Source organism: Gordonia sp. G4 (genome assembly GCF_057770005.1).
Window position 1 is genome coordinate 4,760,568 of record NZ_CM173442.1, and the last position, 11,680, is coordinate 4,772,247.

Below are 11,680 nucleotides of genomic sequence, written 5' to 3' on the forward strand. Positions count from 1 at the left end.
GCCGCACCAGCGGCCAGGGTCACCATACGCCGTCCCCTTGTCTTGTCCGAATCCGTCTTGTCCGAATCGTCCGCCTCACATCAGCGGTGCACGAGTGTCAGGTCAGGCGGCGGGACCCGGTGTGGCATCTCGCATCATTCCGGTCGCGGGATGGCAGTTGATGTACTCGAAGGTCTGATCGGCACCGGAGGATACCGAGACCTCGTGATACAGACGGAGTTTGTCGAGATCGCCGGCGACCTTGAAGAATGTGGTGAAGATGCGCAGATGGGTGGGATGGGATTCTGCCCAGCGTTCCAGCCTCTCGAGTGATCGCCAGTGTCCGATGTTGTAGGACTCGTCGACGGGATTGCCGTCGACGTCGATGTTGCGCACCATCCGGTTGCTGTAGCAACCGACGTCGGCGCCGTTGTCGCGGAGGAAATCCATGCCGGCTTGTAGTGTCGGTTGGATTTCGTCGAGATAGAGTGCTCGCTCTTCCACTCCGGCTTCGCGCCAGTCCTGACCGGACCTGATCAGCGCGATGTTGTCGTGACCGGCCACGACCACTCGGCCGCCGGAATGTGGGTCCCCGGAAACGATGTGGAGGGTGTCGGTCTCCGCGGGCTGCATCCAGTCCGTCTGGGAGAGCGGGACACGTTCGCGCATCGATCCCCAGTATCCGTGCTCGTTGATCTCGCCACTGATGTCGCTCATGAGTGCACCGACTCCGGGAAGCTGCTCCTGGAATGCGTAGAGAGTCTCGAACTGGTCGACTCGCGGGGAGATGATCTCTCGGAAATAGCCGATGCCATCGGTGATTCGGTCCTCTGATGTCCACCACTGGTCGACCTCGGGTGAACGCAACCATCGGCGGAAGGTTGCGGGGTCGTTCCAGTAGCCGACGACGATGTAGTTGTCGTAACCCTGGTTGTCGACATGGTGGGTGATGTCGTGGTGCTGCGTGCCGTCGGCGGTGGAAAGACTGTCCACCAGGTGTCTGACCGCCCCCAACGCGGCGAATCGCTGGTCTTCACCGCGGGATTGGACCCCGAGGTAGCCCATGGTGACCTGCTCGATCTGGTGGTCGGCGCGTCCGACCCACATGGGGAACGGTGGCTGATAGTCGGCTGGCACCCGGCGGGAGATACTGCGCGGACAGGCGAGGTGGGTGTCGATCGCGGATTCCATGGAGGGCTGCTCCTTTCAGAGATTCTGTACTGAGTCGCCGGCCGAGGTCTGCCGCCACGGGCCGGGATTGCCACCGGAGGCGGGCTCGCGTTCGCGGCAATGTGGTGCGGCGTCGCGGAATCAGGACGGGCCGGTCTGGATCGTCGTCACTGCGATGGCTTGCGCGGGACAGATGGCGGCGGCCCGGCGAACGCTGACGACATCGTCCGCGCTCTCCATGACCGCAGTTGTGCTCTGTGCGCGCCCCTCCGTGAACTCGAAGTGGTCGGGCGCGACAGAGACACAGAGGCCGGCACCGATGCAGTGGCGCGAGACCTCCGAATGCCAGCGCTGTTCGGACATCGAAACTCCTTCCGTCACTTCGCAGGTCGTCTCGGGAACCGGCCACAGAGACAGTCGGGCACCTATGCGTCCGTTGATGCCGGCCAGGTCACGCCGACACTCTTCATCCCTGCCATCACGTCCATGTCAGGGTGTTCCTTGATGACATCCTTGAAGGTCGGGCTGCCCACGATGACCGACCTGTACGACCTCAGAAAGGCTTCGATGTCCTCTGCTTCCCTCGCCGGGATGTCGAACTCCGCGAACGCCGGTGTGACGATGTCGTCGAACAGTGCGTCCCAGTACTCTTCGGTGATTCCCATGCCCCTGTGGGACGTGGCCATGTCGGGTCCGTGGTAGGTGTGCGGGCCACCCCAGTGCATGCCCAGGAATTCGACGAATCCACTGATCTCCTCCTGGACTTCGGCTTCGGTCTTGTGGTTCCAGATGTGCCCGATGGTCGGGTTCAACATTGCCCGTACCACAAGTGTTTTCGCCAGGAACTTCACTGTCTCCAGTCCACCCAGCCGGTCGTAGAGGCTTGCGGGCTCGGTCATGTTCTCTCCTTGGTGTGTCGATGAATCATTTGGGCTGAAACGTTGCTGCTTCGGGCCGTCGTGTCTGCCGCAGCGCCGTGAGGAACAGGGCGAACACCGTCGTGAGTGAGGCCCACAGAACGGCATGATCGGCGATGGTGTACATCCGGAAGGCGCCGAGAACATCGGCGGGGAAACCCGGGTAGGCGATCGCGGAGCCGTTCATGAGTGGACCGGGCACTTCGTCGAACCTCGGCAGGATGGTGGCTGTGACCGCGATGGCCGCCAGGTACACGGCCACACCGGCCAGTGCTGAGACGAGCCCTCCGAATCGCGCTCGTAGCCAACCGGTCACCAGCATCGTCGAGGCGACCGCGGCCAGAACGGACACGAGTGTGATGGTGAGGAATGCGCTGGTCCGTGCTCCGATGGTCTCGTCGCTGCCGACCGCGGGCGGGTTGGCGGGATAGACGAGATACGGGATGGCGAACACCGAGATGAACCCGGCTGCGCCCAGCGCCGCGGCAACCCACCGCGGGTCGGTGTCGGGGTGGCGACTGCCGACGTGGCTCCACAGGAGGGTGAATGCGACGGCGAACAGGGCGCCCATGCAGAGCGCGAACGCGATGCTGCCGACGGCGGCGCCCAGATTCGCCTGCATGGCCCGGCTGAAGACCTCGCCGTGGTCGTGCGCGTGTGCACCGGCGCTGTCGAGTGCCTCCTGTGCGCTTGCGCGACCCTCCTCATAGGTGATCGCCGCGCTCACCTGTGGCTGAAGAAAGAGGCGGGCGAAGACATAGGTGATGATGCCTGAGATCAGGCCGGCGCAGAGACCCGCGCCGATGAACTTCTTCTCCATTGGTCTGGTGTCCGTCGGTGCGTCAGTGGCACGGGAAGCCGAGGAAGTGGCGGGCATCGTGCACGAACTCGTGCACGTGGGTGTCGGATCCGAAGATCGACACCGCTCCCTGGTCGTAGCCGATGAAGTAGTACGCAAGCAGTGCCAGCGCGGTCGTCAGACTCAGAGTGAGTGCGACGGACGCGGTCTCCAGATGCGGTACCGCCCAGCCGCGGACGGCGGTGCGGGTGTGGGCTGCGGTGTTGGACATGACGTTGCCTCCTTGGGGCGGGATGACCGGCGGGTGCCCTGATGCCTCAGGACGTCGTGGCGCGGTCGATGGCGACTGGTTCGAGAACGGCTTTGTGGTGGTTGCGGTTCGGTGGCGTGGCCAGGACACGAGCGGTGCGGCCGGCGACATCGCCGGGGTGCACGGCGCCGACTTCGGAGAGGACGTGTTCGAGCGCTGTGACCCAGTGCTGGTAGTAGGACCAGGATTCGTCTGACAGGTCCGCGACCGAGGTCTCCCACTCCTGGATCGAGGCGATGAGCGCGCCCTGGAACTGTGTCCACTCATAGTGGCCGCTCTGGTGGGCCGCCACGGCGAGCGCGAACGCCCTGATCTCCCACGGGCTGTTGAATGCGAGGTCCTCGGGTCGACCACCGGGCAGATCACAGACCAGGTCTTCGACTGTCTGACGCTGCTCGGCCGAGATCGGTGCGATGGTCCTCATGACGCCATCGCTTCCTTGACCGGTCCGACACCGATCATGGAGTCCCGGGTCACCAGGTCGGCGAGCTGTTCCTCGGTCCAGCCGTCAGTGCCGGCGGGTCGCTGGGGCAGGACCCAGTACCGCATTTCTGAACTGGAGTCCCAGATCCGGATCTCGGTGGTCTCGGGGATGTCGTACCCGAAATCCTCGGCGAGGACCTTGCGTGGTTCACGCACGATGCGCGCACGGTACTGAGGTTCCTTGTACCAGTTCGGCGGCAGCCCGAGCACCGGCCACGGGTAGCAGGAACACAGGGTGCACACGATCGCGTGGTGGACGGTCTCGGTGTCCTCGAGGACCCGCATGTCCTCGCCCTGCAGGCCGCTGATGCCCAATTCCTTGCAGGCCTCGGTGGCATCGGCGAGGAGCCGCGCGCGGTAGTCGGGGTCTGTCCAGGCCTTGGCGACGACCTTGGCGCCGAGCTGTGGGCCGACCTCGTTCTCGTAGATGTCGACGATGCGGTCGACCATCGAGGTGGTCATCACTCCGTTCTCGATGAGCATCGACTCCAGGGCCTTGACGCGCGCGGCGATTTCTTCCTGGCTGGGTACTCCGTTGCTCACTTGTCTGCTCCTTCTGTTGCGAATTCGATGTAGGGGTCCCACACGTCGAAGTAGACGGAGCTGTTCGGGTCTGCGTAGCCGGTACCCCACAGTTCCGCGGCGGCGAACTTCACCGTGTAGACGTGTTCGGGGTCTTCGCCCAGTCCGTTGCCGGCGGTGTCCGGGTAGATGAACGAGCCATGATGCGCCACAACGGTTCCCGTCTTGCCCCGGACGTACCGTGCACGCCGGGTGTGACCAAACGGGCTCACGTCGGTCACCGTCACCGCATCACCCGGACTGAACCTGGCGACTTTGTCGGTCGCGCGGATGGCTGTCGCGCCGGCCGGGACGACAGCGTTGACGAAATCGATGAGTTCCTCGGACTCCTCGTGCTCAGGCAACGGGGCATCCGGGTTCGCGAGGTAGTACTCGGTGCGGCGATCGAGTTCGGCCGGATCGATCGCACCGGCGGCAATGGCGTGATTCTCGATCGAGTACAGCCAGTGCTCGTAGTACGGAGCCTTCAGATAGACCGCAGGGTCCATCTTCTCCATGCCGTGCCGAAACGAATCGACTCCGAAGTACCCGGCACGGAAGCACGCCGGGAACATGGTGAACATCGGCTTTTCCCACTCGGCGCGGAACACCGGCTCGTCCTCGACGACGACGACCGGACCGAGACCGTCGGTCCCACCGAGATCAAAAACACCGTTCATGAGATGGCCTCCTTGTTTTCTTGTGCAACGGCGAGCACGTCGCGCACCGTCTGACGCTTGACAGTCGTTCTCGCGGAGCCCGGTCCGCGAGAATCCCGATTCGCGATCCTGCTCACGCTCTTGTTCTCCGGAGAGTTCGAGCAGCGGTGCGGTCGGGCGGCAGCTCCCTCACCAGACGGACCCCTCGCGTCCCCTTCATCAGCGCGCGGACACCGAATCACGTTGTGGTGTGGCGAATCCACCGCTCAGTTCTTCGAAGGCGTGCCCGACGCGCAAGACAGTGGCGTCGTCGAAGTGTTTGCCGATGATCATCATTCCGACGGGCAGTCCGTCGACGAGACCGGCAGGCACCGACAACGCGGGATGTCCGGTGACGTCGAGGGGTGCAGCGTTGACGATCATCCCCAGGGCCTTGGTCAGGTACGTGGCGCGATCGATCCCGGCCGAGGGGAGTTCGGTGGCAACGTAGGGAACCGTGGGCATCACCAAGACGTCGTAGTCGTGCAAGGCATTGTCATAGGCTGCTCGAACCAGTGGAACGAGGTTGCGGGCCTTGCCGTAGCTCGCCCCACCCAGGGCGCTGACGCCGTGATGGCCGCACAGTGCAACGAGTTTGACGGTCTCGGAGAGTTCGTCCGCGAACTCCACGCGACCACCGGCGAAGTAGGCCATCTGTTCAGGGTCGTACAAACCGCCGGCGTTCAGACCGTACCCATTCCCATCGAGCATCTGATAAGCGCCGCCGTCGGTGGCGATCACATTCCACACGTGGAAAGCGTCCCGATGCCACGGAATGCTGATCTGCTCGACAACCGCTCCGGCATCGGCGAACCTCAGGGCCGCATCCTGCACCGTGGCGTCGACCTCGAGCTGTGACGCATCGTGGCCGAAACCTTCCGCCACCACACCGATCCGCAATCCGCGCACACCATCGGCGATACCCGACAGATAATCAGCGGGCGTGATCGCGTCGGGCTGGCGTGGATCGAGCCCGTCGCGACCGGCGATCACCGACAGCACCAGAGCCGCGTCTGCGACCGTACGGGTGATCGGGCCCACATGGTCGATGGTGCGCTCGATGGGGAAAGCGCCCGTATACGGGACGAGTCCGAAAGTCGGCTTGTGCCCTACGATTCCGCAGAACGATGCCGGAATCCGTATCGACCCGCCCTGGTCTCCACCGATGGCGAGATCCACGTCGCCGTTGGCGACCAACGCCGCGCTGCCACCCGAGGACCCGCCGGCCTCACGGTCGCGATCCCACGGATTGCGGACCGGCCCGGAGGCCGGGGTGAAACTCGAACCGGAGAAGCACAGGTCCTCACAGACGGCCTTGCCCGCGATCTCAGCACCTGCATCGAGCAACTTCGTGACAACGGTCGCGTCCCGGGCCGGAACGAAACCCTCGAGTGATCGAGACCCGTTCATCATCGGCACCCCGGCCACCGCGACGTTGTCCTTGATCGCCACCCGGCGGCCGGCGAGTCGGGTATCTCCTGGTGCGTCCTCGGTGAGAGCGGTTCTCACGTACCACGCGCCCAGCGGATTCGACTCCCCCGGCGGCACCACGTCGTAGGTCCGAGCCGGGGCCACCGGTGCCGCCGATGCTTCGTACAGGTCGTCGACCACGTCGTAGGACCCCAGGGCGCCGTCGACGAGTGCCGCGAACTCATCGCAGTCCGCTCTCGTCAGCGTCAGTCCGAAATGCGCTGCAGCAGCACTGATGTCATTTCCGTCAGGACGAAGAACCGCCATGCTATCCCCTTCTCGAAGTGAACCGTGTGAGACCGGCGCCCGCCGGCGCCTCCGCCGATGTCTGAACAACTCGAGGCTACGAACACCACCTCCAATACGTCAACATATGCCGACATATTGACATGTTAAGGTTGTGTTTCTCGCCGGCCGGATGGGTCCGCACCTCACCGGTGAGATGCGAACTACACTGCCTGCCATATGTTTTGGCTCGCGTGGTCACCATCGAACGGCTGGCGGCGCGCACCGATCAGGCTGTCGAGCCTCTCTGGACGACCCGGAGAACCCTGGTGGCTGCCCGCACATATGCACACGGTAGTGGCCCACTGCACATATGTCAATGAGTACAGACATATCGACGTCTGCCTATCGAGGGCGCAGAGTGCCCCGACGCGATTCGGCGAGCAGAATGGGTCGGGCAGTCTCGTTGCTCGAAGTTGCTGTACCGGCGATCATCCTGTGCCGCAGCTCTTCTCTGTCGAGTCCTGGTTCGCTCGTCATCAGCTGGCCGTAGATCTTGATCGCTTCGTACGTTGTCTCGGACAGTGAACTCATGGGCGGTACCGGCCCCCGCTGTTCGTCACGGTAGCGGCGCTCGAGATCCCGGTAACCGTCAAGAGCGCCTTGGAAATACGCAAATGCCGCCCATACCCCGTCGGCAGCGCTGTCGCCGATCAGCTGCAGGGTGGCCTCGTCGAGCACGAGAGCGAGTGTTCTGGTCGTACTGCGCAGCCCTTGCTGAGCGCATTGCCGCTCGAAGACGACTTCGTCGTGACCCACGAGCGTCGAGAGGATCAACTCGGCACCCGACTCCTCGATCGCGGCGACGGTGGAGCTGAAGTCCTGGGTGCCCAACGGCACGTAGACGTCGCCGAGGACCGACCCGTTGTTCTCGGCCACCACCCGCCGTACCGCCCAGTGGGCGCCGTAGGACCAGGAGTACCGATGGCCCACGAAAAACCATCTGCGGCTGCCCGTTTCCGTCATCAACACCGGAACCGCGGCGCGCGCTTGCGCCAACGGCCGTTCACCCAGCCGCACTGTGGTCGGACTCGGTCTGCCGCCCTCGTTGAGCACCGTGTGCACGAGCAGCGCGTTCGTGCCCCGCAGCGCGGAGGCTGCGGCGTTGAAAGTCGCCGAGGTGACGCAGGCGAAGATGATTCGGCAACCGCTGCGCAACAACCGGGTGGCGGCCGTGGCTCCCGCGAGGGAGTCCGATGCGTCGTCTCCGATCAGGAGTTCGACCGGTACACCACCGATGCCGCCGCCGGCGTTGATCTCCTCGACGGCCAACTGCGCCAGTGATTCTGTCGCTTGGGCGAAGACCGCCGCGGACCCGGACTTGCTCACGAGCAATCCGATCCGGTGACGGTCGGGACGCAATGGTTCAGGCGGATCGTAACCGCGCTTGTGGGCCAGCCACGTCACGCCATCCTGGTCCAGGCTGGATTCCACCACCACTCGCGAACCGTCGCGGTCGGCGAAGAACCGGATGGTCAGGCGACCGCGCCAGGGCTGATGGTGGACGATCGTCACCGAAGTTCCCCAACGAACCGCCGCGACATGACCCAGCAATGTGATGGGTGACCCGGCAACACCCGGGCCCCCACCGACCGGTAACGACACCGATACCGCCGCACCGACTACGAGCTTGGTGCATTCCAGCTCGAGAAGTCCGCCGTCAGCGAATCGACGGAAGGCGGCTTCTGGCGGGTCGACAGTCGAGATCTGGGCAGTCACAGAAAGAGTCGGCACAGAACACCACCCCGGGTAGCCGGCGACAGACAGAAGGTCAGGCTCGGCGCCGCACGCGTGATCCGCTGTCGTCGCGCACATCGCCGGTTCGAGCGTCCTCATCCAAACTCAGGGCCCGCTCGAGCACACCTTGCAAGAACTGCAAGGCATCATTCGCCGGTCCGGCAGGATCGATGGAGAAGTAACGGTGCCGTCCCGAGCGTCGCTCGACGACGACTCCCGACAGCTTCAGCGCCTTGAGGTGAGTCGACACCGTGGTGCGGCCGACCGATGAGATCTGATCGCTGATGAAACCAGCACTGCATTCGCCGTGCGACGCAAGCGTGTCGAGAATCTGGCGGCGAACCTGATCCGCCAACGCGGCGAACACCAGCTCACGACTCTGCTGATCATCGGTCACGCTCATTGCCACAACCCTCGCCGTCATCGGCCACTCAAGAAGTAGATACGTCAGTGACAGTCAACATATCGTACTTCCGTGCGTGGCGGCCACCCCAGCGAGCTCGCGGCCCACTTGCCGAGTGTCCACGGACCGCGTTCGCCCCGAACGCGGTGGCACCGCTCGGATGGCCACGCCAGGCTGTATGCGTAACTCGGGAGAGTCGACCGTGGTCGGTGGCGGAGTCACCGATCCGGTGCGTCAGCTCCTGTCGTCAACCGGTTTTCGGCGGCAGCAAGCGGGTCGAACGAGGGGTCTTTCAAGAGTTTGTGCAGGTTGCGGCGCCGGACGCCCATGTTGCCGCCGTCATAGACGGGAAAACACAGCACGTCTTCCATGATCGACGCGATCGGGGTGAGGTTGGTGTACGCGTCGACACCCACGAGGCGCATGGCGTCGTAGACGGTCTGGACGGCGGTTTCCGAAGCGAAGATCTTGACGCCGTTGGCCAGTTCACGATCCTTACCGCCGGTGCGATCGAAGTGGTCTGCGGCCTTCCAGGCGAAGTAGCGCACGGCTTCGATCCGGGTTTTGATGTCGGCGAGCATGTACCCGGCGTTCTGGTAATCGATGACCGGGACCGGTCCGGACCGATGATCGGTGGTCGTGAACTGATAGGCGTAGTCGAAGGCTGCGCGCATCCGCCCGACGCACGCCGCGCCGATGGATGAACAGGTCCACGAGAAGGCGGTGGCCACGATGTCGAGCCCATCACCGGGGTGGCCGATGAGATTGCCGACCGGAACACGGACGTCGGAGAATTCGACACGCGGAGAGTTGGTTGCGCGGTGGCCCATGGTGTCGATCATTCCGGTGATCGACACTCCGGGCGTGCCCCGCTCGACGACGATCACGGCCAGGGACTCGGCGGGCGGCAACGCCGGGTCGGTGCGGCACACCACACTGATCAGGTCAGCACCGAGTCCGTCCCAGCCTGAGGCGTTGGTGGTGTAGTGCTTGGCGCCGTTGATGACCCATTCGTCTCCGTCACGAACCGCGAACGTCTGAATGCCGACGGTCGGATCGGGTGAATCGTAGTTCGCTCCCCCGGTGACCTCGGTGTAGGCGATCGCCGCAAGGCGAGGTTCGTCGCCGCAGAACAGGGGCAGCCACCGTTGCTTCTGCTCCTCGGTGCCGAAATTGATGATCGGGTTGAGCCCCAGTCCGGTACCGAGAAGGGCCGAGGGCACGTTCACGTCGACCCGAGCCAGTTCCTCAGCAGCCAGTGCGAACGTCAGGTTGTCGAAGTAGGCGCCGCCATACTCGTTGGGCACCAACCCTTTCAGGAAGCCCATTCCGACAAGTTGCTTGTAGATGGGCAGCAACGCGTAGAACCTGTCCTCAGGCTTGTCCAACGAGCTGATGGCGTCCGCGACCTGCGACAGCACCGTGTCGGCGACGTGACGTGCCTGAGTACGAACGGCCATCTGTTCAGAGCTGAGCTCGAAACTCAACGACATGGGATTCCCTCCTGCTTCGACAGTGACCGGGGTAGACGATGGTGGGGCCGAGTCACATGTGGAGAAACTGTGCCCGACCCTCGGGTCGCCGGTCTTGGATCTGTCTGCGCAGTTCGCAGTAGATTTCTGCACCGATATTCCGTTCGACAGGCGAGGAGCCCGTCGATGCGGTTGGGTGGACCCAGTGGCCGTACGAGACCTGGCGGCGGCGGATCGCGGAGTGCGCAATGACAGACTTTTGGACGACCACAGAGTTGGGGGCCGCCGACCAGGTCGGCTATTGGGCCGACGTGCTGTGCCAGGCATTCACGCCACTGGCGCCGTCACGCTCACGCGACCACATGGAGCGCAGCCGCGTCAGCACCGGCCTCCCCGGTTGGGTGCGTTCGTTGCCCATCGGTACCTCGAATGCCGCCGAGATCGCGTCATGCACTCAGCGGGTCGATCACGGCGAACGAGAGGTTTCCCGAACCGCGGACGACGTGATCTTCGTGAACCTGCAGATCGATGGACAGTGCCTGACCGAGCAAGACGGCCGCCGCTGCGTCGTGGGACGCGGCGAGTTCGCCATCGTCGACTCCACACGGCCCTACAGCCTCGAATTCGTGGAGCCCGAGGACTCCTCACAGCTGTGGCGGGTGCTGTCGTTTCGTCTTCCACGAGAGTCTGTCGCAGACCTCGTAGCGGACCCGTCTCGGGCAGCCACCGCAACGACTTTCACCGGTGATGGTGGTAGCGCCAACATCGCGCGCACACTCATGACCTCGACGTGGCAGTCGGCCGGCAGCGTCGAGAACGCGGCCGAACTCCAGATGCTCGGAGCTGCTCACACCGCCGTCATCCGCGCCGTACTGGCGGGAGCCCGGCAATCCCCGACACCTGACTCGAGTCACGTCGACAACGCCGCTCGTCACGCCGCCGCGGTCCATTACATCGACACGCATCTGCCGCTCGGGCCGGTATCGGCCGCCGGGACCGCCCGAGCCATCAACGTCTCGGTACGCACGCTGCACAAGGTCTTCGAACGATCCGGCACCACCTTCGGCGCGGCCGTTCGCCAGCGCCGTCTCCACGCCTGCAGCCATGACCTGCTCAGCGGCGACCACCGTCGGCCGATCGGCGAGCTCGCGGCACGCTGGGGGTACGCGGACTCCGCCCACATGGCCAAGGCATTTCGCGCACACTTCGGTTGCACCCCGGGCCAGTACCGGCAGGAGCGATCTCCGCAGTTCCGCGCGTCGACGGTATCGACGACCACCGACCTCACGGACTGAACCGGCACAGACCTCATCGCCGGGGCCCGGACGCCGACGGTCGTCAGTGGGTAGAAGTGCGCACCCGACCGAGGCCACCAGCTGGGTCACCGTGCAACTCC

At 64.3% G+C, this 11,680-nt stretch carries 13 protein-coding genes; 1 reads left to right on the forward strand and 12 read right to left on the reverse strand.

Features of this window, described 5'->3' with window-relative positions; translation table 11 throughout:
- Nucleotides 1-102 precede the first annotated feature (102 nt).
- From oxdA to AC3B5T_RS21685, 12 genes are all read right to left on the reverse strand, one after another.
- Nucleotides 103-1,170, reverse strand: a complete 1,068-nt coding sequence (gene oxdA / locus AC3B5T_RS21630) for an aliphatic aldoxime dehydratase (protein ID WP_055476534.1) — start codon at nt 1,168-1,170, stop codon at nt 103-105.
- A 120-nt stretch (nt 1,171-1,290) separates the two neighbouring features.
- The gene (locus tag AC3B5T_RS21635) at nt 1,291-1,512 is read right to left on the reverse strand and encodes a ferredoxin (RefSeq protein ID WP_055476535.1); all 222 of its coding nucleotides are present in this window, start codon (nt 1,510-1,512) and stop codon (nt 1,291-1,293) included.
- A gap of 62 nt (nt 1,513-1,574) precedes the next feature.
- Nucleotides 1,575-2,048, reverse strand: a complete 474-nt coding sequence (locus AC3B5T_RS21640; RefSeq protein WP_055476536.1) for a group I truncated hemoglobin — start codon at nt 2,046-2,048, stop codon at nt 1,575-1,577.
- Between the two features lie 25 nt (nt 2,049-2,073).
- The gene (locus AC3B5T_RS21645) at nt 2,074-2,886 is read right to left on the reverse strand and encodes a CbtA family protein (protein WP_055476537.1); all 813 of its coding nucleotides are present in this window, start codon (nt 2,884-2,886) and stop codon (nt 2,074-2,076) included.
- Between the two features lie 22 nt (nt 2,887-2,908).
- On the reverse strand, nt 2,909-3,136 hold the full coding sequence (locus AC3B5T_RS21650; RefSeq protein ID WP_055476538.1) for a CbtB domain-containing protein: 228 nt from the start codon (nt 3,134-3,136) through the stop codon (nt 2,909-2,911).
- A 46-nt stretch (nt 3,137-3,182) separates the two neighbouring features.
- On the reverse strand, nt 3,183-3,599 hold the full coding sequence (locus AC3B5T_RS21655) for a nitrile hydratase accessory protein (RefSeq protein WP_055476539.1): 417 nt from the start codon (nt 3,597-3,599) through the stop codon (nt 3,183-3,185).
- Entirely contained in the window at nt 3,596-4,201 is a 606-nt protein-coding gene (gene nthA, locus AC3B5T_RS21660) for a nitrile hydratase subunit alpha (RefSeq protein ID WP_055476540.1), read from the reverse strand. The genes AC3B5T_RS21655 and nthA overlap by 4 nt, the downstream gene beginning before the upstream one ends.
- A complete protein-coding gene (gene nthB, locus AC3B5T_RS21665) occupies nt 4,198-4,899 on the reverse strand; it encodes a nitrile hydratase subunit beta (protein ID WP_055476541.1) in 702 nt (233 codons plus the stop codon). The genes nthA and nthB overlap by 4 nt, the downstream gene beginning before the upstream one ends.
- A 198-nt stretch (nt 4,900-5,097) precedes the next feature.
- The gene (locus AC3B5T_RS21670; protein ID WP_055476542.1) at nt 5,098-6,654 is read right to left on the reverse strand and encodes an amidase; all 1,557 of its coding nucleotides are present in this window, start codon (nt 6,652-6,654) and stop codon (nt 5,098-5,100) included.
- Nucleotides 6,655-7,017: 363 nt separating this feature from the next.
- Nucleotides 7,018-8,187 (reverse strand): ABC transporter substrate-binding protein, encoded by a 1,170-nt coding sequence (locus tag AC3B5T_RS21675; protein ID WP_231632769.1) that lies wholly within the window; start codon nt 8,185-8,187, stop codon nt 7,018-7,020.
- A gap of 256 nt (nt 8,188-8,443) precedes the next feature.
- Nucleotides 8,444-8,812, reverse strand: coding sequence for an ArsR/SmtB family transcription factor (locus AC3B5T_RS21680; RefSeq protein WP_055476544.1), 369 nt, complete (start codon nt 8,810-8,812; stop codon nt 8,444-8,446).
- A 218-nt stretch (nt 8,813-9,030) separates the two neighbouring features.
- Nucleotides 9,031-10,272: an acyl-CoA dehydrogenase family protein gene (locus AC3B5T_RS21685; RefSeq protein WP_231632770.1), complete on the reverse strand. Its 1,242-nt coding sequence runs from the start codon at nt 10,270-10,272 to the stop codon at nt 9,031-9,033.
- A 260-nt stretch (nt 10,273-10,532) separates the two neighbouring features.
- On the opposite strand from AC3B5T_RS21685, the gene AC3B5T_RS21690 reads away from it, so the two are divergent.
- Nucleotides 10,533-11,579 carry a helix-turn-helix domain-containing protein gene (locus AC3B5T_RS21690; RefSeq protein WP_084817308.1) on the forward strand — a complete coding sequence of 349 codons (1,047 nt, stop codon included), beginning with the start codon at nt 10,533-10,535 and terminating at the stop codon, nt 11,577-11,579.
- Nucleotides 11,580-11,680 lie beyond the last annotated feature (101 nt).

Excerpts from the sequence above, each read along its gene's own strand:
- oxdA (WP_055476534.1), bottom strand. The coding sequence starts at position 1,170 with ATGGAATCCGCGATCGACACCCACCTCGCCTGTCCGCGCAGTATCTCC.
- AC3B5T_RS21635 (WP_055476535.1), bottom strand. The coding sequence starts at position 1,512 with ATGTCCGAACAGCGCTGGCATTCGGAGGTCTCGCGCCACTGCATCGGT.
- AC3B5T_RS21640 (WP_055476536.1), bottom strand. The coding sequence starts at position 2,048 with ATGACCGAGCCCGCAAGCCTCTACGACCGGCTGGGTGGACTGGAGACA.
- AC3B5T_RS21645 (WP_055476537.1), bottom strand. The coding sequence starts at position 2,886 with ATGGAGAAGAAGTTCATCGGCGCGGGTCTCTGCGCCGGCCTGATCTCA.
- AC3B5T_RS21650 (WP_055476538.1), bottom strand. The coding sequence starts at position 3,136 with ATGTCCAACACCGCAGCCCACACCCGCACCGCCGTCCGCGGCTGGGCG.
- AC3B5T_RS21655 (WP_055476539.1), bottom strand. The coding sequence starts at position 3,599 with ATGAGGACCATCGCACCGATCTCGGCCGAGCAGCGTCAGACAGTCGAA.
- nthB (WP_055476541.1), bottom strand. The coding sequence starts at position 4,899 with ATGAACGGTGTTTTTGATCTCGGTGGGACCGACGGTCTCGGTCCGGTC.
- AC3B5T_RS21670 (WP_055476542.1), bottom strand. The coding sequence starts at position 6,654 with ATGGCGGTTCTTCGTCCTGACGGAAATGACATCAGTGCTGCTGCAGCG.
- AC3B5T_RS21680 (WP_055476544.1), bottom strand. The coding sequence starts at position 8,812 with ATGAGCGTGACCGATGATCAGCAGAGTCGTGAGCTGGTGTTCGCCGCG.
- AC3B5T_RS21685 (WP_231632770.1), bottom strand. The coding sequence starts at position 10,272 with ATGGCCGTTCGTACTCAGGCACGTCACGTCGCCGACACGGTGCTGTCG.
- AC3B5T_RS21690 (WP_084817308.1), top strand. The coding sequence starts at position 10,533 with ATGACAGACTTTTGGACGACCACAGAGTTGGGGGCCGCCGACCAGGTC.